This window comes from Stenotrophomonas sp. 364 (assembly GCF_009832905.1).
Lineage (GTDB): Bacteria > Pseudomonadota > Gammaproteobacteria > Xanthomonadales > Xanthomonadaceae > Stenotrophomonas > Stenotrophomonas maltophilia_AP.
In genome coordinates, this window is record NZ_CP047135.1 from 2,395,021 (window position 1) to 2,417,103 (window position 22,083).

A 22,083-nucleotide genomic window follows, 5' to 3' on the forward strand; every position below is an offset into this window, starting at 1 on the left:
GATTGTCCAACCTGTATTTTTGATCGAAACCCCGGATCGTCTCCATGAGCCACGTTCCACCCCAGCCCTCCCACCTGATCAGCGAGCTGCTGACCGGCATGCGGCTGCATGGCGTTCAATACCGTCGCATTCAGACCGGGCCGACCTTTGGGCTTGGATTTCCGCCGAAGCCAGGCCATGCCTATTTCCATTACCTGGCAGTGGGCACCGCGATCCTTCGCGGCGCGGACGGCAGCCAACACCTTCTCTCTGCCGGGGATGTCGTGCTTCTTCCGCGCGGAGAAGGCCACGCGTTGCTGTCGGGCGAGGACCATCCCGTCCAGTTCCTGGACACGATAGACGCCGCCCCATTGGGTGACACGGTGAGTGGCATAGACACATGCCCGAGCACCCATGCCGTGCCAAGCGCCGTGCTCTTCCACGGATGCATGGTGGTCGATCTGGGGGGCATGCAAGGGTTGAGCAAGGTGATGCCGGCGGTGATGTTGGTCGATGGCGACGGCAATCGGTTCCCCGGGCTGTTGCCGATGGTCGACGCGATGAAGCGCGAGGTGTGCTCCGGACGCATTGGCTTTGCAGGCATACTCGCCCGGCTGGCGGATGCCGTTGCCGCCATGATCGTCCGCGACTGGATCGAGCGCGGGTGCGACGGCGCCTCCGGCCCGGTCATGGCCCTGCGCGACCCCCGTCTATCGCTGGCGTTGCTTGCCCTGCACAGGGACCCTGGGCGTGACTGGACCGTCGAAGCGCTGGCGGCAGAATCCAACATCTCACGCTCTGTTTTTGCAGACCGGTTCCAAGCCGTCATTGGCACCGCGCCCCTGCGGTACGTGACTGAGCTGCGCATGCAATTGGCCAGCCAATGGCTGACGCACCAGAGCCTGTCCATCGAGGTCGTGGCAGAGCGTCTCGGCTACGCGTCGCAGGCAGCGTTCAGTCGCGCGTATAAGCGCGTCATGGGGCACTCTCCTGGAGCGACTCGGCGCGGGCGCGCCTTGGCCTCGCCATAGGGGGCAGCTTGGCGATCGCTCAAGCCGCCTGAGGGTCGTCAAGGGGCTGCAGCCGATTGGCGATCCCATCGAAACGCGCCGCCTCTGTTCGAAGCTGATCGGCGGCAGTGCGTCGACTCGCCCTCGCCCGCCAGTCGCCACCGCGCCGAAGGTCCAGTGCGTCGGCCTGCTGCCACAGCGAAGCCGCCCGTGCGCGCGCCCAGCGCGCCTTTCCGATGTCTGCTTTCGTCATGGGTCCATGGTGAATACGGGGCGTCGCATGGCGCGATACGGAGGCAACGCTGGCTGACTGTCGTCCTGTCGCCTGACCAGGAACGGTTTGCCGATGCCCAGCTTGCGGTCCAGTCACTGAGGCCGTCTGACGTGATCCTCCAGCCATTTGGTATCTTGGGCGCCAGCTCTGCACAGATCCCGACCCCCATGCCCCGCAAGACCTCGAACAATTCCTCCGCGTCGCTGCTGGACCTCCCTGCCGGCGCGACCCCGTCGGGAACAGCAACGGACAAGGCACTTCTCCGTGCAGCGACCAAGGAAGCCTACAAGCGCGTCAACCTGCTCCTGAGCGCTTACTTCGAGGATTTCAGCCCGGCGCAGCAGCGCAGGATCCGCGAAGCGATCGGAGCGAGCGCCCGTCCGACGCCATCTAAACAGGCCAAGGTTCCCAAGGTTCCGAAGGCACCCAAGGCTCCAAAGGAAGACCTGCCGCCCCGGTTCTGGCTGCCCTTCAGTGGTGAGACGTGGTCGGGACGAGGACGCCCCCCAGCCGCCTTCCTCGCCTGGGAAGGCACCGTTGCCCATACCGAGTGGAAGAAGCGGCACCCCGGCGAGCGATTCCCGACCTACCCAGGCTGATTGCGGCTGCAAGGGCGCAGGCGTTCTGCAGCGCCAGCGTCTTCCTTCCCCGTCCAACCCTTTAAACAGGAGCTGGAAATGACGCCTCTCGACAAAGCGATCCGTAGAGAACTGCAGGTCGGCGACGACACGTACACCCTGACCATCGACCCGAGCGGGCTCAAGCTCGTATTGAAGGGGCGGAGAAAGGGAGTGGAGCTGCAGTGGAGGGAGTTGGTCAACGGCGACGCCGCGTTGGCTGCGGCGCTTCAGGCATCACTTGGGGCCAGGTGAATCGCGCCTGGCGATTCGCAGATGACTTCCAGCAGGCGGGCTCACATGGCGGGGATGCGCAAGCGATCATCGCCTCTGCCTGCCTGATGCACTCGTTCCTTCCCCAACGCTGCCGAAGGTGGCCCCGTGCTCCACGGTCGCCCCAAGTGATCGGCCAGAAGCGGACATCGTCAGGCCATCTCCTTCGCCTACAAGAGCATTCCTCCCAGGGCCTCAATGCGCTGGCCGGAATCCAACGACTGCCTCCCGCCAGGCCGTCAGTGCTCTAGAATTCCGCTTCCTTGTTGGCAGCAGGTTGCAGCACTTGCTGCCCTAGATCATTGCCGATGTTGAGGAATCCGATCCCGCCCGACAGCCCTTGTGCTCGCATGGCCTGCGTTCGCACGACCGACGAATAATCCGCAAAGAAATCGGGCTTGCGCCATTGCGCGGAAATCGAATCGCGACTGCCACCCAGGTCGTTGTTCCAGGTCACGGCCTTCTGCGAACCGGGCGAACCGAACTTGCGCTTGAGCAGCTCCATCACGCGCGGCTGCGCCTCGAACCCCGTGGTATTGAAGCGCAAGGCGATCACACGTCCGTTGCGCAGCAAAACCAGGCCGCCCGCACCTTCCAGAGAAAAAGCGTCACCTGCGCCCGCGCCGATCGACATGCCGATGGGCGCGACCCACGCCGGGGCCTCGTCCGTGGCGAAGACCAGGTAACCGTATTCGCCTGGCCCGAACTCGGTACTGCCTACGGCCATATTTGTCGTGCCGGGCGCGACGCACAACCCTGTTGCCGGTGGCATGGCCTTCAGCGGCTCCGGCGGCGGGGCCATCAGCTTGTTGAACGCCCTAGCCCCCAATCCGATGTTGCTCCTGGCGGCAGCTGGAGCGGGTGAGGATAGTTCGCAAACAGGCAACGTTAGCGGCGCCCCTAACGTGATGCCGAATATGTCAGTTTCCGTCGCAGATACCGGGACGGTGGTCGATATGGTCAGTAAAACGACAAGAGAACCGGCGGCTGCAGTGAAACGCATGGGGCTGTAATCCAAGCTGGATCATGGTTGATGCGAAGTATATGCCCTGTTGCTGCTCGGCGCTGCGCTCGGCTGCCAGGGCGTCGCCGACGACCTACCGAGTGTCCGCTTTCGGCCAAGCGCGGACGTTCCCAAATCTGAGGCCAGTTAGCGTAGCCCAGCGGAGCCCTCAGCGACGAGTTGCTATGCCTCAACCCCGCCAAACTCAACCTCTTCAAAACCATTAGCTCTAAGCTCGATATTGAGGAGATCAACGGCCTGTCTCCTGAGATCATTCAATTGCTCAGCGACATCAAACGACCTTATTTCGATCACATTCTCGTGTTCCACAACCGAGCCCTCGGCCAATGCGGCCGTCGCAATCTGACGCGCCTTCTGCAGACACTTACCCGCTTTTACTATTCTCTTGATCTTTGGCGTAGGAACCTTGCACTCATCAACAACACGCCCATCCCGATCTTTCAAGCGGCCGGTAGCGATGGCTTCCTGCGTATCAGACATGGCTTGGATGAAATCCTTAGCCCTATTCTCAAGATGGAACGGCGTTCGAAGGGCGGGCCTATCGAATGCCATGATGAGCAGAAGCAGGTAGTGCTGAATGGGGTTGTACTTACTTCGGTACTCCAAGACTTCCTTGTAGTACCGATACAACAACCTGACGTGATCGTTTAGAAACTCCTGATAGTCCTCCCAAAACATTAAATGGACCTTGAAAGGGAGCCCCGCCTGATTCAAATCACGGACGTGAGCCTGCAGAATCGCATCTCTCGGCCCGGTTGTTGCAATTATAAAATGATCCAGCTTTGGAGAGAACGTCCTCGCAGCACTGACTTCAGTATCGATCTCCCCAACTGTCAATCTTTTAGACGGGATTTCTGACTGACCCTTCTTCTTGCACTGAATCCCGATGTGAGCCCGCGAATCATAGTTGTATCCAAAGACGTCAACACCTGCCTGCGCCTGTCCCTGGCGGCCATGCCTTTCGGCATAGTCGTCCTTCCACTGCACTTTCGCTACGTCAAGAGTGAGTCGTTCGAAGTCCTGCCAGTTCACAGGCGGAGCGATTTCCACTTCAATGTCTGGCATACATCCTCCTTGAAACATAACTACCGAATGGGAGACCGCTTGGATCGGTTAGACGTTCTATCCAAAGCGCACCGCTTGGTGTGCCCTGCTCTTTACACGGATTGATCTTAGGGCGGCCGGGACCGGCTAACAAGTCTGTTTATACTCGGAGCGATAGTGCGGCCAAAGTCGCGCGCAATTGAATCATGCAGATACACGCGAGGAGTGCTATTGCGCAGAGAATCAAGCCGAGCGCGGTGCACACTGCAGCGTTGAACAGTAGGATGGGGCGTATGGCGAGCTAGAGCTCGCTGACACCCAGGGGACAGGACCCATAATTGCCAGCCGATCTCGAGCGCCCTCTCGCCAAGATCGAAGTATTCCTGGAAAATCGAGAGATACGCCAACATTTATCATCCGATGTCACATAGCGACAGAGTCAGATTAAGTGCCAACTGAAACCCCCTGTCCGCCTTGCGTTCAATCTCGGAATGTTCTTTAATGTTAATAGAGAGTCGCGAATCATTGCCGTGTACTAACTCGGATCGCAACTTATAAAGTTCACTGAATTCCTCCGCAGCCCCATCGCCGAGCATTTTTTGGACCAGACGTTTCCCAGCCGTTCCAATTGACTCTTTCTTGGCATCGCCTAACACCATCTTGAGCTGCCGCTTTACGTCGTCGGCGACCTGGATCTCCGAAACTTTACTCTTAAGAGCATTGAGCGCACCTTCAACATCGCTATCTACGCGCCCCCGGACACTGAGAATCTCCACTGCAGTCACTGCCAAAATCAGCTTCGACCTAGCGTGGGTATCCGCCAGAGCAAGTCCAAGCACATTTAATGCTTCCACTGTGCGTAGAGTTTCGAACCTTAACGCTCTATCAGGAAGAGCGATCTCTGCAAGGGCCCCAAGATCAAAATCCGGGCCTGCTGGTATGGCACCAGGCCAATGTTGAAGGCGCTGGGTTTCATAAGCTTGGGGCACGTAGCTGACTGGCACAATGTTCACTTTATCAAAAATGCTACCGATATCGATCGTCGCACGTCGCTGAGTATCATTGAAGGACCACCAGTCAAGATGGGGGATATTGAGCTTTAGGAGCGCAACTTTAGTTCTCATCAGCGTCGCAGCAAGTTGCTGCTGCGCATCCTGCAAACTTGAGTAACCATCGGAGGAGACAAGAAGCACGCTATCCTCTTTGCGCAGAATCCTCAGCACGTGACCCTCAAGATCGAACAGGGCTTCTGGGGTTTGTGCGCTAATGCTGCGATCAGTGAGCTTCACCGCGAAAGAGTAAGAAAACACTACTTTATCCTTCAAAACTAGAGTTCACAACCAACTGCTCACCCCGTGTGCCGAGGATGCAGCTCAACCTCACAATCTCGCTGCAGTTCATTCGAAATGTTGAAATCGAAATCTGCCGTTTTTTGTTGGGATTATGCCCTTGCTGGCTGAAATTTGGCGCATGGCTGCCAACGGCCGAATGTGGTCATCCGCGCCTACGTATGGCTGAGCGAATCAGTCGCAGGATCGGTCAGCAGCGCTTTCTTCATCGTCGGCGCTTCTGAGTCAGCACCCGTGAAGCCATGGCTACCGTACCAATCGTGCAAATTTGAGTTACTCATGAAATCCGAATCGAGACTACGGGCTGTCAGCTGAAGGGAGCTGCATCCATGATCCAAGGCATACCTCTCAGCGAACGCAAGCAACTTCGTGCCCACCCCTCGTCCTCTAAAGGCTTGTAGGACGTAAATCTCGTGAATGATGCCAACATTGTTGGATGGCCAATGGTCAAAGATGAGCAAGCCGACTTCGCCTCCGCCCTTAGTAGCCAGAAACTCTACAGTTCTATTATCAAGCCGACCTGCCACGACGCGATCGCGCAATATCGCATCGACAGGTAGATCAGGATGGGCAAGTTTCATTACACGCATTTATTGATCTCTAGCCTTCAGGTACGCACTTCTTCAAATATCTACACGCTGTCGAATAGGTAGCCCAGAGGGGCTGCTTGCGTTTGCAGTTCAGAGTGAACCGTACGACGCGTCGCATCTCCCATGCCACCTGATCTTAGGGTGGCCGGTTCCGGCTAACAAGCCTGCACATGATCAACGTCCGGCTCAGCGACCGTGCCAATGTCCGTTAAGGGCCGCAAAGTCCCGCAAATTTCCGCAGCACGAGTTCTTCTCGTGCGCAGTCCGCTTCCGGCCAAGAGCGGACGCTGCCCTTACAACAACCAGTCCTTCTTCATCCGGCGTAGGTGAAGGCATAACGCCTTCCGATGCGCTGGATGCGAGCAAACCCCAGCTCACCCAAGTGCATGCCGGCCGCGATCAACCGATCTGCACTGACCATATCCAAAAGCGCTGAACGGGCCGCTGCAGCCCGCTGCGGATCCTGGTCGAACGCGATGGATACGTCGGGCCGGGCAATTTGGATGTGGGGAAAATGCACGATGTCACCCCAGATCAACGCACTGCGGCCCTCCGATTCCACCCGATAGCCGGTGTGACCTGGCGTATGGCCTGGCAGCGGAACCATGCTGATACCGGGGAGTACATCGCCCTCGGCCAACAGGCGCAAGTTGCGGCGATATCCGGCGAACACCTGCCGTGCGAGGAGGAAGTTGCCCCGGGCACGATCATTGCTGCGGGCAAGGTTGCCGTCGTCCTCCCAGAAGGACAGCTCGCATGGGTGTATGAGCAGCTCCGCATTGGGGAAGACGGGGTGACCTTGAGCATCGAGCAGACCGCCAACATGATCAGGATGCGCATGCGTGAGCAAGATCGTATCCACATCCGTGGGCTGCACACCGGCTCGCAATAGATTGCCCCTCAACTCCCCTCCCCAGCCCTTGATCCCCCCGGCACCGGCGTCGATGAGGATCGTGCGGTCCTTCCCCCGCACCAGGTAGGTGTTGATGTGGATCGAGGACGGGTCGCTGACCCCTGCCTTCAGCTGTAGCTGCGCGGCCTCGGCCGGATCAATGTGGGAGAGCAGATCCAAACTGGCGGTCAGATGGCCATCGCTGATCGCTTGGATCAGGAAGCCACCGATCTGGAGGGTGGGCAGAGCCCGTTCAACGATGGATGCGTTCATGGCCGCTCTTCAGTTTCGTGCGTGGAGGGAATCATTGGCGTAGCCAAAGCAACGGATTCGCGCCGTCAGCCCTGCATGGTCTTGGATGGCCAGATCGAGCTGCTGCATGAATTCGTCCATGAGCTCGGGCGTCCTCTCCGGACCCAGTCGGTAGGCCAGCTCCGCAGACGCCGGATGGCCCCGCCCCTGACGCGCAGCCACGTAAAGGATGTGGACGTTGTCCAACGCAGCACCAAGCACGTCCGTACACAGCACCGCGCATCGCTCAGTGAGCGCGTCGAGACTGTCCTTCGCCGGCATCCGCTCCTCGGTGAAGTAGATCGAGAGCCTAGGCATCTGGGTGCGTCTCCGCCCCTGACCGGCCTGCATCGGACACGCTCTTGAGTTGTGCGGTCATGGGCGCATACGCATGCACCCCACTGGGAAAGGACTCCCTGGCTGGAACCATCCCGGCCGGAAGGCGCGCAAGCCAGAGCGCTGCCGGCGCGTGATCCAGCGCAACCGCATGCAAGGGCTCGGGGGCAATCCCCATCGCAATGATCGGCTCAGGGCCGACGCGACTCACCAGCAGGTAATCGGCCTGTTCGACGGTGGGGGCCCGATCCAAGCCACCGTATAGGTTTCGATGCCAGTCCGTGATGTGCTGCTGCCAGCGCGCGAAGTTGCCCCCTCCCTTCCGGGCATACTCGTCCCCCTGCAGGACGTCCAGGCCGTCTATCGAGTGAAGGGCAAGGTAGGTCGGGCACCCTGCACCACATGCCCTGAAGCGCTGCGAGGTGTGGAACCCCCGCACGGAAATGAGCGCAGGCAGTTTGTGCAGGCTGTAGAAATCGTTCCATTCCTCCTCGCTGGCGGAGTCGGAATAGCTGCATTCGACGGTGTAGATCATGGGAGCACTCCTGGGCCGGCTTGCGCGCGCCCCTTGTTGATGTCCCATCATGCTAGGCCTGCATTAGCTCTCATCAAATCGATGTTTCGGTATGCTTCAGTGACAAAAGATCACGCTGGATCCCCATGCGCCGGAAGATTCCCAGCAGCACCGCCCTGACCGCTTTCGAGGCCGCCGCCCGCCACGGCAGCTTCGCGCGGGCAGCGGAAGAGCTTTCCCTCACCGAGGGGGCCATCAGCCGCCAGATCGGCAGGCTGGAGTCCTTCCTGGGGGTCCCCCTATTTGAGCGGGTCGGCAATCGCGTCCGCCTGCTGCCCAATGGCGAGCGATACGCCGCCCAAGTCCGCGAGTCGCTGGACCGCTTGGACCGGGACAGCCAATACCTGATGGGCCAACCGAAGGACGCTGCAAGCCTGGACATTGCCGTAACGCCCACCTTCGCGTTGCGATGGCTTATCCCTCGCCTGCCCGCGTTTAGCCGCGCGCATCCGAACATCACCGTGCACCTCTCCGAGCGCACTGACCCGTTCGCGCTTGCCGGCAGTGGATTCGACGCGGCCGTGCACTTCGAGCACCCAGCCTGGGCGGGTATGCGCACTTACCCGCTGCTGCAGGAAGTGCTGGTGCCGGTGTGCCATCCCGCGCTCATCAATGGCGCAAAGGCTCGCGTTTCGCTGGACCAACTGCCGCGGCTACACCGACGACAAAGCCCCGATGCCTGGCAGCGCTACGCCAAGGACTCAGGCATAGCCCTCACCAACCCAGCGGTGGGGGCACGCTACGACCTTCATGCGATGCTGATTGAAGCAGCGCTTGCAGGCCTCGGGGTTGCCCTGGTGCCACGCCTTTACGTGGAGGCAGAGCTGGCGCAAGGTCGGCTGGTGGCGCCATGGCCGCAAGGCGAGGCGGTGTCCAAGACGTTCTGCCTGGTGCTGTCCGAACCGATCGGTTTGACTGCCGGTCCAGTGCAAGCGTTTGCACACTGGCTGCAGGACGAAGCCCGCGCGGCTCGGATGGAGGCTGACTTGCCCGCCACGCCGTGAGGACTCGCTGTGGCATGCACGGGTGCTGGCGCACACTTATTCCGCGGATACGGCGACATACGTGCTATTCCCGCGTCCAAGCGAAAAGCTGCTCGGTTTTTCGCGGCCCACCTGCTGGAACTCGACCGTCATATCCTGTGCAGTCATGAAGAACCGGGTTTTCGACTCCGGAAACAGCTGCATCGGCTGCTTGGCGAACAGTTCGCTCTGGAGATAAAGACGGTCTCCTTCGGCGATGATCTGCGCGGGTTTGCCCGCCAGGATGTAGTGGCCCGCAAACGTCGCGTTGGTCGCGGGGTCAGAGTCCAACGCAACCTTCTCGGTAATCTGAAACTCGGGCCAGCCGTATTCGGCTGCCACGCTGACAAGAATTTCATCGATCAGAGCTGCGCCGTTGTCGCTATTGGTCATCAGCACGATGCCTTGTCCGGTGTGGGTGTAGCCATACAACTGCGAGCGGAACCCGTCCGTCCCCCCCGAGTGCGAAAAGCTGGTGCCTCCGCCCAGCTTCTCTACATATAGCCCCAGGCCATACTCACCCAACCCTCGGCTCAGCATCGTGGAGGTCATCGCACTGGACAGCACCTTGCCAGGCTTGCCGGAGTAAGCCTGTTGGATGTCGACCACTACCTTGGCCAGATCGGTCGGAGTGGTCCACAGCGCCGCCGCCGCCGATTGCGGATAAACGTGCCAACCGCCGGCGAGGGGCCTTCCGTCGCTGTCGTGGGCGGTAGCAGCCCGCGGGTGCCACGCCGACGGCAACGTCAAGGCGAACGTACTGTCCTTCATGTCCAGGGGGGTGAAGACCAAGGCCTGCATCAGTTCGGGAAACGAGTGTCCCGCTGCTTCCATCATCATCAACTGGACAACGCTGTAGCCACCTCCGGAGTACTTCCACTCGGTGCCAGGCGTGGCCTCGACACGGACTGCCTCGGATTTCGCTGGCGCCACACCATCCAGCACCTGCAGCAAAGACGGTACCGGCTCGCCCTGTGCGTAGCCGTAAAAGCCATGGACGTTCATGCCGGCACTGTGGTTGAGCAGGCCACGTAGCGTGACAGGGCGTTGCCGGGTGAAGTGGTTATCCGGAATCTTCCAACCATGGAGCTGCCCGTTGGCTGGAGCATCAAGCGACAACGTGCCCTGCTCAACAAGGCGCAGAGCGCCTAGGGCAGTGATCGGTTTGCTGATCGAGCCAGCCTGAAACAGGCTTGCAGGCGTGGCAGCGCCTTGCTCATTCGTGTTGAGTACGCCATAGGCGCGAGCCCATTCGATATGCCCATCGTTGATGAGGGCAATGCTGACCGATGGAACGTCGTAGAAGGCCATGCGCGCGGCAATCGACGCCTTTGCATCGGGAGCGCCCTTGACGACTACGCGCGTGGAAAGACCGTGTTCCACCCGAGCAATCCGGGACTCGATTGCAGGGGACAGCGACTGCGCAGCTGCCAATGGCGCCAGGGCCATCAGTGCGAGGGATGCAACGATGAGACGGGTACTGAGCGGGCCGGGAAACAGGCTTCCCGGCACGATGCGGTGGATGCTTGGCATCAGTGAGCCTTCCATAGAAATGCAGACATGAGGACCCGAAAGCCTCGCTCGATTCCCCCGAGCGACGATAGCCAACGATATGGCACGCGGGCCACTTCCGGCCAACAGTAGATGCGGCCTTACAACAATCAGACCTTCTTCAAGGTCAACAGGAACGCGCTGGACGAAAGACCAGCGACCGGTCTCGGACCGACTCAAATGGTGAGGGATGCGCATGCGATTGTCGCCTCTGCATGCTTTCCGCCTACCAATCAGGAAACATCAAAAATCCATATTAAGAATCAATGAGTTATGCATGATTGGCGGAGAGAGTGGGATCGGATCACCTTCGACCCTAGCCCTTCTCACCTTTGCAGAAAGCCTGCCAGGCAAGTTTCCTTTCAATGTTTCCTCGATCATAGCCGGATCCTTGGACCTGCAGCCACCGCGCGATCGCCCCTAGTCGGGAGCGGGAAAGCATCCGCGAGGACCAGTATTCATTTTTGTGAGGTGAGCCTCATTCCTCGGTATTGCTATTGAGCAGCTGCGCGCTTTGATGGGTGCACCCTCTACGCTCAAAGGAGCAATCATGTTGTCCAACCCCCAGTTCCTCGTTGCAGGCCAAATCCTCACTGGGTTGATGTGCGGCCGGCAACCACGGGAATCAGGCGAGTGCGCTCAGGAAGTGAGGTATGCCTTGGAAGCTTCAGCAGAGCTGATTCGTCAATGGCAAGGCCTCGCCGTTCCCACCCTCGATTACAAGCCGCCAACACCCGCAGCCGCTACTCGAACTCGGGAAGCCTTGGTAGACCGTGCCTTCGTGGCCACGGAGCAATGGCGACGGGAGCGAACGGCCAGAGCCTCTAATCCTCCGTCCGCCTTGAGTTCAGGACCAGCGCTCCACTGATGACATCGATCCAAGTGAGCAAAGGCCCCGCGAAGCGGGGCCTCCGGAGCCCAAGAACAAGGTAAAGACCAGCAGACCATGGCTGCGACTCGAACTATGCCTTCAAGCACTCCTTCACCGCTTGGTCCAAAGACGAGACATGGATGGGAGTCGGCGAACCAGCTTTCATCTTCCAGACGGTGTAACCGCCTTGGATGGCCTTACCTCCAATAGTCTTCTGCGTTCCTTCGGAGATAAATCGTGTCAGCAGCTTAGTCGTCCCCTCGTCCTGGATATCGAAGAGTTTTCGTGCGACTGCGTCGGTAAGCAGATGCGAGCCCTTGGTGTCCAAACAAAAAACGTATTTCCCCTTCCAGACCAAGAAGTCAGGAGAGAACGAAGCACTATCACCTTCCGATAGCAGCGGAATTCGGAATCCGCCATTGCTAGGGTTTCGATGCCAGGGAAGACCTAACTTGTCCAACGCGATTGCGAAGGGCGCTTCAAACTTGTTCAGACCGGCGTATCGGGCATAGAGACCATTGTCAAATGCCTGCGCCTTCTTAGGCACCCGCATCGTCGAGAAGGTGAACTCCCGCTCAGACTCGTAAACCAGCGAAGTGAGCTGGTAGTAGGACGACACGATGTCCCTGGCCAGATCGTCCGCAGCCGCAGCCGCATTGCTGCCTGCCTCCACACGAACGTCAAACTTGGACGCCTTCAGATCAACTACGGCTAAGGCAGCACGAGAGCGGCTTCGGATTGCATTGCTCACCAACCAACGCAACCGCACGCGGTTGGCATGCCCATTCACCATCCAGTCGTGCCCGCTCTCCTTGTCGAGATCCGAAATAACCACCAGCTCCATCTTGTTGTGGGCTTCCCCCTGGGTATCCTCTTCTCCTTCCTTGAAGGTGGGAAATTTGGCCACAAGCTGAGCAATGACCGCCACAGCATCGCCTGCGTCGGCGTGGACTTGGTGAAGGACGACCGACGAGTCTTCTTTCGGATAGATGTCCTCGGCTCCCCCGTCACCGCCACCATATGTATGAACAATCTCAATGGCAGCCCCATCCTCCTGAAGCTTGGCACGCACCGCCTCAATGGATTCCGTAAAAACGTTCTTCTTATCGACGCGCAGGAAGAAATGGGCGCTGTTTAGCAACGGGGAGTCGTAGTGCTTTGCATCATATTGACGCAGCACACGGCCGATGATCTGCTCCACCCTGATCTGGGAACCCATGGACTTATCCACGTAGCCCAAGTAACAAGCCGGATCATCCCACCCTTCCTGAAGCCCTTGATTGAAGATGATGTGCTGAAAATCTCCAGCTTGGAACTCATCAAAATCGCTCTCGCCTCGCGAGAACAGATTCACGGCATCTGGCCTGTTGCCGTCAGAGAACTTCAAGTCGGCGTAGATGGCCACTTTGGCAGGATCCACCTTCTTCTGCTCGACTAAGTAGCGCCAGATGCGAATTGGCGGCGCGTTGCGATGCTCAAACGGCTTCGTGTGGTCGTCCTTATCGCCGTCGTCTGTGATGTTGGTCTTACACACATAGATGGCCTTGGGGGTAAACCCAAGCGCGCGCGCCTGGATTTCCTGCTCAATCAGCTCCAGCCGATCGTAAAGGTCGTCAAGGCAACGCTCCATTGGCGCAGTGGTGCCGTCGAACTGGATCGAGGTTTTGATCAGCTCGGACTTGATGACAGCATTGCTATCCACAACCGTAACGGCAAATGCGCTGGCATCGGGAGTCCCAGCGTCTCCAACAGCACCCAGCTGAACGAAGCGCTTTAGGCTGTCGTCATCCTCTCTCGCATCATCAATCCAGGCTTCTTGGGGACCGATAACCGACTTGGCAAATCCCGAGGGAAGCCTGAGCGTGGCACTCGCGAGCAGGTAGGCCTCGGGCTCCAACTCGGCAAGAATCTGGGTCTGCTGATCGGAAAGGTTGTGCCCTTCGTCATAGACGATGATAAGGGGACGCCGAACGCCGCCAGCGTCCCGGGCGATCAGCCGCTCCCAGGGCGATTGGTCACCGAAGAGGTCCTGGTCCTTCTTGTAAATATTCAGAGCACCGTCGGACTGTTCCTTGTTGTTGAACAGCCCCGTGGTTGCCAACACAATGAGCGGAGAGCTCCCGTCTGCGATCAGGCTTGGCTCTAGCTGGGCCGCACGAATGACCCTGAATTCCTCGACTAATCCAGCATACTTCCCACCGCCAGAAAAGTTTGCGTAAGTCTGCTGGACAACCGACTTGGCTTTGCTCATCCAAAAGACAATGGGCTCCACGACCATGTGCATTCGCATCAGAGTCACAGCTTCCGCGAGCACGGGGGTCTTGCCCGCGCCCGTGATAGCCGACAACGCCTGATAGAAGGGCCGCCGGAGCTTCCCCTTGTAGGTGGGCCGATAGGCGTGCCCAGCAAAGAAGGCGTAACGGTTAACAATCTGCTGTGCCGCTCGAACCTGGAAAGGTTTCAGCTCAATCTGCATCCATGCCACCATCGTTGTTGTAAGCATCTGCCCGGGCGTTGAAACCAATGTGCTCCAGCACCTTGTCGGGAATCTGATAGAACTCAATATCGTTGCCGGTGTAAGGAGCCAGCGCGGCGTAGACGTGGTAACGGCCTGCCAAATCGGCAGCCTTGGCTTCTTGGATGATCTCCTTGAAGACAGTCCGCGTCAGAGCTGAGGGTTCATCAGGCGCACTCCACACCAAGAAGAAACCCTCGTCGCGGTTGTTGACAGCAAATAGGTGCTTATAACCGCCCGCAGGAAGCCGCCGAAGGTATGACTTGGTCTTATCGTTGCGATCCCAATAGCTCACCAAGAGCAGGTCCATCATCTCTTCGCGGGCCAGAGCATTCACTGCATTGGCATCGACCTTCTCGCGCCTGACAGTGAAGTAGCGGAAACCGCCTCCCGAGGGCTCTCTTTCCCCAGACTTCCATTTCCCTGTAATAACACGCTTGATGCGATCTGCGGTCAGCGTCTTAGCGTAGTTATCGCCTTTGGCATCGTTGCCCTGTTCGATGAGGATGAACCGCCTACTTGCATCCTGCTCTTTGTTTAGCTCCAAAACGGCATGTCCAGTCGTTCCAGATCCTGCGAAAGGGTCTAGCACGATGCCGTCCTTCCGACACCAAATTTGGATGATTTTCTTGATAAGACGCAGCGGCTTCACGGTTTCGAAGTTATGTCCTTTACCCACAACCGCATCCAGCTCCTCGATACCATCACGGGACCTGCCACTTAGTGTTCGCAACCACGAGACCGAATCGATGGCGGGGGGAGCTTCATCATCATCGAGCCAGAATGTTGTTGGAACCCCACCCTGACGAACCAAGCTCTTGTAGACCTTACGAACTGGCTTCTGCTGGCCATCCACACCCCAATAAAGATACGGCCACCCGCCTTGCTCCAGGCGCTTCGATGAAGTGCTTTGGGACTTCGCAAGTAACTTCTGTCGCTGGCTTTCGGTTGACGCCGCCCACCCCTTCAGTGCGAGAGCCTTGCCCCGCCCGTCCCCAATATCGAAGTCTTCGTAGTCAACGCCCCACTCTTCCAGCCATTTCTTCATGGCGGCCCGCTTGTTCGCCCAGTGACGTTCGCCTGGGTTGTGAAACTCACCAGTGAACGGTGATTGGATAGCATAATTGGCTAGCTTACTGGCCCCTTTACCCGTCAAATCGCCTTGCTTCCAGTCAGAGAGCGCATCATTGTCGATATTACCGAAGCGTGCATCAGCAAGTGCCGATCGTTCCACCAAACCTGTTTTTGCGAGCTCCGCGGACTTGGCATAGACCAACACATACTCGGTCGTCAGAGACAGCTTTGATGACTGGTTCTTGGGCGTCGTCTTCTGCCAATTGATGATTCCGAGACGATTCTCCTCGTGGAAAATCTCATCCATCAGCATGCCTAATCGGTAGAGCTCACGATGGTCAATGCAGATGGCGATCACGCCGCCGGGCTTCAGCATCTCCCGCATCATCCACAAACGAGGAGTCATGAAGCGCAGCCATTTGCTGTGGCGTGAGCCGTCGTCCTTAGCGACCAAATCTCCCATGTCGGGATCGTTTGGATCCTTATCCCACTTGTCGTTGTAGCGGAAATCCTCGCCTGTGTTATACGGCGGGTCCGTCAAGACCAAGTCCACTTGGCCACGGTATTTGTAGAGCGTAACCATCGCTGCAAGATTTTCACCATCCCACAACTCGTTGACGGCCTCTTCCGCGGCGTCCCCAACAGATGCGCGCTTATTGATCTCGCACATCCTCGGTTTGACTTGACGTGCGATCTGCCACGGAGCTGTCCGCCCTGTGTAGTTCAGGACAATGCCATCCTTTCCTGACTCAAGACGCTCGGCGTCGTGATCCTGCAGGAGCTTGATGAGCGCAGCTCGGGACAGCTCTTCGTATTTCATGCGATTGCCTTGTGTTCGTAAGTCGCGGACCAGCCGCCAAAATGACCGCTCTTGGCCGTAGGGAGTGTGCGCCCTGAAGCAGCCCCAGACGCCAGCATGAAACGTAGCTGGGCTTCGTCTCACAGACTGCGCCGCCGGAAAATACTGCGTGGCACTGGTCGCAACCATCCCCGCAACATTCTCGCCGCGACCAATACGATCAGCAAGTTAAGGCACTCCAGAGGCCCCTGGCCGGCCGCAAGCCGTTGAGCTGCAAGGGCTCCCTTCAAAAACTATCGAGGTCGTCCGTCATCCTTGCGCAGTATCATTACGGATGGGCGGCGTCCAAGCACCGCGGCAACATATGCTTTGGACATCGGGTCCCGCCGGCTTCAGTGAAGCCGGGGACCCCGTGCGGCCCGTGCAGGTTTTGGCTGATCAGGCTCAGGGGCTGGACTGTTAGGGATGGCTGGGGCACGCCGCATCCCCTCACACTTGATTGTGCGTCGTCCGGCTATACCCGCGCTTACCCCTTCCAGATGCTCAGCCCGAGCGGCCAGCTCCCGGGCGCATGCCATTTCTTCTTCTGGCGTCGCGGCCGCCTGGGCCCTCGCAAGCTCTGCTGAGCGTTGCTCCAGCGCAGCGAGGCGACGGCCCCGCCTCTTTGCCCAGTCGCCGGCCGTCCAAGGCACACCGGGCTCTGGATGGTTCGCGACAAAGTCATGCCAAGATTGCTCGGCCATGTGCCGGAGACGAACGGCACGACGGACGGCCTCAAGGCGGCGTGGGAAGCGGGCCAGTGCCGCGGCAAAACGGCGCAGGCCCACCAGGAGGCGACTGAGAATGGAGCGGTAGTCCTTGCTGTCATCTGGCGGTAGCGGATTTGCAGCCAACACCTGGAGTGCGTTCAACGTCGTGTGGAGCCCCTGGACAGCCAGGTCATCCCTCAGTGTCGCGCCTAGTTGAACCACCTGCTCCCTAATGGATTCAAGAGTCACGGTGGCCTGTCCTGACTTTTCACCCTCCCCCTGTCGCCCCGCGCTCGCGACCCGGGCCATCCCTTGCGACATCTCGATGCGACCATCAGAGAACGTCAGCGTCGCCGGTGAGGATCGGCGGGACTCACGGCGAGCCTGCCGACCGCAGTGCCCAGCAGGCGTCTGCATGGCCCTGTCCTCCTGCTCGAACTGCGCCAACATTTCATTGAACGACTCCTCGTTGTCTTCCTCAATGAGCCGGTTCATCTCGCCTCGTTGAGATCTTCCCCCGCGTCGCTCGATGGCCGAAGCTTTTTTCCCATGTGCCTTGTGGGCTCGCGCGCCAACACAGCCGCACCGACCAGGTCACCGTTCGCTAGTGCCTCATCCGCCTGGGCCTTCAAGCTGCGATGATCGATCCGGATGTCGAAGCTGGCCGCTTCCAGGTGTGCGTTGGTGACTCGGGCGACCAGTTCCCTCACCCATTCAACTTCCGCCCTACCCGATGGTCCGCCATCCAGTTCCTTCGTTTTGTCTGTAAAGCCTTCAGGCCCCAAACGCCGGGTGGTGGCCAACACGTGGACATGCCAGTTAAGCCCGTCCTTGCTGCCCGGGCTGTGGATGCTCGCCTGCGCAGCGAACCCGTAGCGATCCACCAGGGCACGTGTGACTTCGCCGGCCAAGGCAGAACGTTGCTCGTCACCGAGCTCGTGGGGCAACGCGAACTCGAACTCTCTGGCGATGGTCGAATCCTTTCGCCGCTCGGCAGCTTCGGCCTGGGTCCAGAGCGCAGCCGGAATCAGGGCCCAATCGGGTGCACCATCGGGAATGACGCACCGCGTCTCGACCACGCCATCCCGCCGACGATAGTCGTGGCGCTGACCCGTGCGCTCATCCTCGAGCAAGAGACCAGCGCGATAGGCGGCCGCTGCGATGGACGAATGTCCTTTGGCTCGGCTGAAGGTTTTGACGTTGGCGTGGTAAATGGCCATGAGGCTCCAAAGCAGTGGACGTTGCTTTGTTTATGCCGTGGCTTTCGATTTACGCAAGCGCTGAAAGCGATTGGGGTTCAAGGGGCATGGCCCCTTGCGCACGTGTTCCCCCGGGAACACCTAGGTGCGCTATTGCTTCCTTCTTCAGAAACATTTTTGTTGAACCCTTCTAGCTTGAACGGAGTCCACTTCACTCAAAGTGGCGTGAACTTGACGCGGGCCATTTCTTTGGTTGACTCGTAGAGCCCATAGGAGAAAAACATGGCTGAGCCAACCCACTACCACCAGCGGATTCAGCGTGCCACCGAAAGACTGGCTCAGCTTCAAGCGCGAGAGCTTCTTGCCAGCCAGCGCCGAGCGCTGAAGGCAAAGGAAAACCAACGACGTGAGGAAGCCAAGCGGCGCTCGCGTGTTGCAGAGCTTGTGTTCTTGGCCGGGGCAGAAGCGCTAGAAGATGCGGAGCTGGTCGGCACGCTATTGCTGCACTTGGAAGGTCGAAGTGACCACGACATCCGTAACCGAGCACGTTCTCGCGGCGTCTATCGGCTGACAACGTCAAACGCAGTCAACAGCCAAGTGCGGCACTGACCAGTCCTTCAGACCGCCAATCCAGCGGCCTGATTGGACGGGCGGCTTGAGACCAGCGATGTTGATTCAGGGCAGCGGCCCGTCCGCGCGCGCCCCAGAGCGGCTACCGCGCCGAGCGGGCGCAGTTTGCGGCGGTGGATGACTCGGCCTTGTCTAGAACAACGAAGTCGATCACGAGCCACCCATGACGATCACTTAACGCATCCGCGATATCGGCTTCGTCGGCGCATTCCACCATAACGTCGTTTGGCAACACCGGGCATTCTCCGCCGGTTTCCCATTTGATGTTTCCAACTCGGAAGATCGCCATTTTCGCCCTCATGCCCGGAAGTTGATGCTACTTCCAATCCTACCGCGCTGCCTCCATAGCAGCCACCGAGAGCGCTTGGCCATCTATAGCTTGCGCTAGGCCGCCACACCTCCCTCCTACCTTCCGCCGCGTTCGGTTACGTAGAAACCGTCCATCTGGGCCAGGCTACCCAAGACACCCATGGGCCCACGCTGCACGGCCCACCTTTCAAGCCTTGCCGAGCTAGCCTGGCGGCATACACGGCCACAACTCCACCCCTCTCAGACCGGCCGCCTTGATGACCTTGACTACGTCAGCGCGCACGATCATTTGATTGGTGGCCTGATGCTGGACGCCGAAGCGCTGCACGCTGTGAAAGAGAGGGGCGTTCGGCGGACTGATCGGAGCGGGAAAGAAAACTCGGTCGTGCCATGGATAGAGCTCTCTCCGGCATCTCTCACAACGGATTCCTTCCGCGCCGCCCATGGAGAGCGGAACCGCGGGTCCCGGCTCTAACTGAACAACGTCATCCAGCCACTTACCCTTCGTGTCTTCCACAGGAAGCGTCCCGACACCAAGGTCGTTAAGGTGCGTTTTCCAGACAGAGGTTTGCATGAAGCACGCTTCCTCAATCCAGTGGAGCTTCAAGAAGGAGTTTCTGCCCCACTTCAGGCTCTTCCTAACTCTAAAAGGCGCCACCTGCACCGCCCCCTCACCGCACTTGGCGCAGCACCTGGTCAAGTCGTAAGTCGCTTCGCGAAACGAAAGTCGTGCTCTGGCTGGGGATAACCGCTCGCATGCACAACAACCATCGCACAGTGAGAAGCAGAGTCCACTTCGGACGGAGTGAACTCCGTGGTCACCGTGGCCCGTCCATCCCACGAGCGAACCAAGCCGCACGCCCCGCTCCAGCCGATGGCCCCTTCCACCGCGTGAGCTACTCCGACACCCCCCGTCTGCGGCGAAGGTCCACTCGGGAGCTCAACCTTAAGGCCCAGGGCAGAAAGTTGGGAACCTCGGGCTTCAGTCAATGCGAACGTGAAACGGTATTTGATGTTCATGAGGTGATGCTGTCACCCCAACAGGGCTCTATGTCGCGTATCTAAGCACGTATCCCAGAGCTGTGGGACACTCCGGCCATCTTCAGAGGCGCCTAAACCATGCGAATCGAACAACAAAAAGCTGACTTAGCCTTTTGGATGAGACCCGGGGCACTTTCAGCGCTGATGGCGATATCACTTGTAGGGTGCGCCGCGGCTGGTCCGGTGGCACGCACTCCAATTGAAGGCCCTGTGCGCCTGGGCGAGATCGCAGCGGTCGACGGACCCAGGGTGCGGCCCGACCGCGTCATCGAGGACAGCCGGTGCCCAGCCGACGTTCAATGCATTCACGCCGGACGACTCATCGTCAGCGCGACGCTGTTCGGCGGCGGCTGGTCCAAGCCGATGGACCTTACGCTGGGCGTGCCAGCCCCTGTTGCCGATGGCACGCTGACGCTGGTCGACGCCACGCCCAAGCCCATCAATGGGGAGACGGGCACGTCTGCCGCTCGCTTCACCTTCAAATTTCAGGGCGGTCGCTAGCCTCCCATCGGAAACGCCGAAAGGCTCAAGCCTGTCTACCTCGACGGCCTTGACTATGCGTTTGAGCTCTTCTTCTTCAAGGCAATGGTCGTTCTAGCCATGCTTGGCTGCTCACCTCTGGGATGGGCTGAGCGAGCCAAAGACTAGACAACCCGTAGCTCAGGCGGCCACCCATCAACAAAGATGCGCTGAAGTGGACCGGGCAGTAAGACGCCGGTCTGCCAGAAGGAGACTCGGCCTCCTCACCTGCTGGTTCCTTTGCGGCGCCGACTCCGACCATTGGAAGTTGAAATCAGTCTCCCGCGGTCAGGACAAGCGCAACTAAGCGGTCCAGACCCATAGGAACCTGGTAGACATCTTCCACTCTTCGTTGCGCAAGTCCCCGCCAATCACTTGATAGGGCAATTCTTAGGTCGACCCGGCTGACCACAACCAAGTGCATAGACCACCACGGGAAGTGGCGCTCCCCGCCATTGCGGCGACCCAACTCTGTAATGCCACTGTGGCTCTTTGCGCAACGGATACGATCATACGCCGGAGCGATGGCGTCCTCAGGCCCCTCAAGCATCTGCAGGAATCGTTCACCGTCGTAGAGCAGGACGCCGGTGAGGCTCGCCATTTCGTTATACGCAGCGGCATCCAGAACGAGTCCCGATAAATGCCTAAGGGACAGGCTAGGGGAAGCGTTGCTGACGTAGGCGATGGATTGCAAAGGCATACTCGCACTCCTGCTGCGACTAACCATGGCATTGACGCTCGTTCGGAAGATTCAGGGTGCCGAGGGCATTGCCCGTGCGAGCTGCAGCTGTTGTCGCCGGCAGGCCGGCTCAATCATGCGCCAAAGGCAGTTTGGAGTCGCGAGACGCCACTGAACAGATTCAGCGAAGCCAGCAGGCGAGACTCGGTCAGACGCCGTGCGGGCGGCGGTCTTTCGTTAAGAGCAAACCGGAGCCTAACAAGGATAACCTTGGCAAGCCAAAGGGGAGCCACTCTTCGGACCGGGCAGCAATTACACCAAGGGTCTAGGGCGCTACAGCCGGGCGATAAGACCCCCCCCCTATTGCCACGGGTAGCCGCTGATGGCACATTTTCGCCCAGAACGACAAGCTCAACACTGGATCGACATTGGACCCTCAAAAGCTACGGTTGATGGCAGATCTGGTCATGGCTGTGCAAGGCTTTCGGCCTCCTCGTGCGAAAGCGGCTCAGTTTGTCTCTGAGGGCTTAGCATGGTCCTTGGCCGACAAGCCACCGAAGTATGGTCTCACCTCGCGCGGCAAGCTCGCACTCACCTCGTTAGCCTTCGAAGGCAGTCAGCACGAGCTCTCCGCTTTGATGGCAGCAGCCAGACGCTTCACCCCCTCAGTGACTGAATTTGCCGACGGGACGGTTTTCTTGGACGACCTAGAGTCAAAAGCCAGATCGGGGCACAAGCTGGCGCCAACGTTCGAGCAGGCGGTATTTTTACTCTGGATCCTATCCGAAATTCCAAGCCTACCCCCCAATCCATCGCACCCCGCGAAACACCTGGGCGAGGGTTAGCTCCACGCTCGCCTTGGCAATATTTAG

18 protein-coding genes and 1 pseudogene are annotated in these 22,083 nt (G+C 59.1%); 6 read left to right on the forward strand and 13 right to left on the reverse strand.

Annotated elements, in window-relative coordinates; translation table 11 throughout:
• Positions 1-44 precede the first annotated feature (44 nt).
• From GQ674_RS10935 to GQ674_RS10945, 3 genes are all read left to right on the forward strand, one after another.
• Positions 45-1,010 carry an AraC family transcriptional regulator gene (locus tag GQ674_RS10935; RefSeq protein WP_159497095.1) on the forward strand — a complete coding sequence of 322 codons (966 nt, stop codon included), beginning with the start codon at positions 45-47 and terminating at the stop codon, positions 1,008-1,010.
• A gap of 420 nt (positions 1,011-1,430) precedes the next feature.
• Positions 1,431-1,862 (forward strand): H-NS family nucleoid-associated regulatory protein, encoded by a 432-nt coding sequence (locus GQ674_RS10940; protein ID WP_159497096.1) that lies wholly within the window; start codon positions 1,431-1,433, stop codon positions 1,860-1,862.
• Positions 1,863-1,940: 78 nt separating this feature from the next.
• Complete coding sequence (locus tag GQ674_RS10945; RefSeq protein ID WP_159497097.1) at positions 1,941-2,135, forward strand: hypothetical protein; 195 nt, start codon at positions 1,941-1,943, stop codon at positions 2,133-2,135.
• Between the two features lie 265 nt (positions 2,136-2,400).
• Here the strand turns inward: GQ674_RS10945 and GQ674_RS10950 are convergent, their stop codons facing one another.
• From GQ674_RS10950 to GQ674_RS10980, 7 genes are all read right to left on the reverse strand, one after another.
• Positions 2,401-3,156: a hypothetical protein gene (locus GQ674_RS10950; RefSeq protein ID WP_159497098.1), complete on the reverse strand. Its 756-nt coding sequence runs from the start codon at positions 3,154-3,156 to the stop codon at positions 2,401-2,403.
• Positions 3,157-3,339: 183 nt separating this feature from the next.
• A complete protein-coding gene (locus GQ674_RS10955; protein WP_159497099.1) occupies positions 3,340-4,242 on the reverse strand; it encodes a hypothetical protein in 903 nt (300 codons plus the stop codon).
• A 392-nt stretch (positions 4,243-4,634) separates the two neighbouring features.
• Positions 4,635-5,546, reverse strand: coding sequence for a hypothetical protein (locus tag GQ674_RS10960; protein ID WP_159497100.1), 912 nt, complete (start codon positions 5,544-5,546; stop codon positions 4,635-4,637).
• A gap of 179 nt (positions 5,547-5,725) precedes the next feature.
• Positions 5,726-6,151 carry a GNAT family N-acetyltransferase gene (locus GQ674_RS10965; protein WP_159497101.1) on the reverse strand — a complete coding sequence of 142 codons (426 nt, stop codon included), beginning with the start codon at positions 6,149-6,151 and terminating at the stop codon, positions 5,726-5,728.
• 322 nt (positions 6,152-6,473) lie between these two features.
• Entirely contained in the window at positions 6,474-7,325 is an 852-nt protein-coding gene (locus tag GQ674_RS10970; RefSeq protein ID WP_159497102.1) for an MBL fold metallo-hydrolase, read from the reverse strand.
• A 9-nt stretch (positions 7,326-7,334) separates the two neighbouring features.
• Positions 7,335-7,661 (reverse strand): hypothetical protein, encoded by a 327-nt coding sequence (locus GQ674_RS10975; RefSeq protein ID WP_159497103.1) that lies wholly within the window; start codon positions 7,659-7,661, stop codon positions 7,335-7,337.
• Complete coding sequence (locus tag GQ674_RS10980) at positions 7,654-8,214, reverse strand: sugar ABC transporter (RefSeq protein ID WP_159497104.1); 561 nt, start codon at positions 8,212-8,214, stop codon at positions 7,654-7,656. The genes GQ674_RS10975 and GQ674_RS10980 overlap by 8 nt, the downstream gene beginning before the upstream one ends.
• A gap of 125 nt (positions 8,215-8,339) precedes the next feature.
• Here GQ674_RS10980 and GQ674_RS10985 point away from each other — a divergent pair, with 125 nt between their 5' ends.
• A complete protein-coding gene (locus GQ674_RS10985) occupies positions 8,340-9,257 on the forward strand; it encodes a LysR substrate-binding domain-containing protein (RefSeq protein WP_159497105.1) in 918 nt (305 codons plus the stop codon).
• 36 nt (positions 9,258-9,293) lie between these two features.
• Here the strand turns inward: GQ674_RS10985 and GQ674_RS10990 are convergent, their stop codons facing one another.
• From GQ674_RS10990 to GQ674_RS11005, 4 genes and pseudogenes are all read right to left on the reverse strand, one after another.
• Complete coding sequence (locus GQ674_RS10990) at positions 9,294-10,808, reverse strand: serine hydrolase domain-containing protein (protein ID WP_159497106.1); 1,515 nt, start codon at positions 10,806-10,808, stop codon at positions 9,294-9,296.
• A 980-nt stretch (positions 10,809-11,788) separates the two neighbouring features.
• Complete coding sequence (locus GQ674_RS10995; RefSeq protein ID WP_159497107.1) at positions 11,789-14,173, reverse strand: DEAD/DEAH box helicase family protein; 2,385 nt, start codon at positions 14,171-14,173, stop codon at positions 11,789-11,791.
• Positions 14,163-16,106, reverse strand: a complete 1,944-nt coding sequence (locus GQ674_RS11000; RefSeq protein ID WP_159497108.1) for a site-specific DNA-methyltransferase — start codon at positions 16,104-16,106, stop codon at positions 14,163-14,165. Before GQ674_RS11000 ends, GQ674_RS10995 begins: the two co-directional genes overlap by 11 nt.
• Positions 16,107-16,477: 371 nt before the next feature.
• Positions 16,478-18,054: pseudogene (locus tag GQ674_RS11005) on the reverse strand (MobA/MobL family protein).
• A gap of 261 nt (positions 18,055-18,315) precedes the next feature.
• Here GQ674_RS11005 and GQ674_RS11010 point away from each other — a divergent pair.
• A complete protein-coding gene (locus GQ674_RS11010) occupies positions 18,316-18,642 on the forward strand; it encodes a hypothetical protein (RefSeq protein WP_159497109.1) in 327 nt (108 codons plus the stop codon).
• Positions 18,643-18,745: 103 nt separating this feature from the next.
• Here the strand turns inward: GQ674_RS11010 and GQ674_RS11015 are convergent, their stop codons facing one another.
• Positions 18,746-18,952, reverse strand: coding sequence for a hypothetical protein (locus GQ674_RS11015; RefSeq protein WP_159497110.1), 207 nt, complete (start codon positions 18,950-18,952; stop codon positions 18,746-18,748).
• Between the two features lie 1,139 nt (positions 18,953-20,091).
• Between GQ674_RS11015 and GQ674_RS11020 the strand changes: the two genes are divergently transcribed.
• Positions 20,092-20,514: a hypothetical protein gene (locus GQ674_RS11020; protein WP_236546266.1), complete on the forward strand. Its 423-nt coding sequence runs from the start codon at positions 20,092-20,094 to the stop codon at positions 20,512-20,514.
• A gap of 292 nt (positions 20,515-20,806) precedes the next feature.
• Here the strand turns inward: GQ674_RS11020 and GQ674_RS11025 are convergent, their stop codons facing one another.
• Positions 20,807-21,232 carry a BLUF domain-containing protein gene (locus tag GQ674_RS11025; protein WP_159497111.1) on the reverse strand — a complete coding sequence of 142 codons (426 nt, stop codon included), beginning with the start codon at positions 21,230-21,232 and terminating at the stop codon, positions 20,807-20,809.
• Positions 21,233-22,083: the final 851 nt, after the last annotated feature.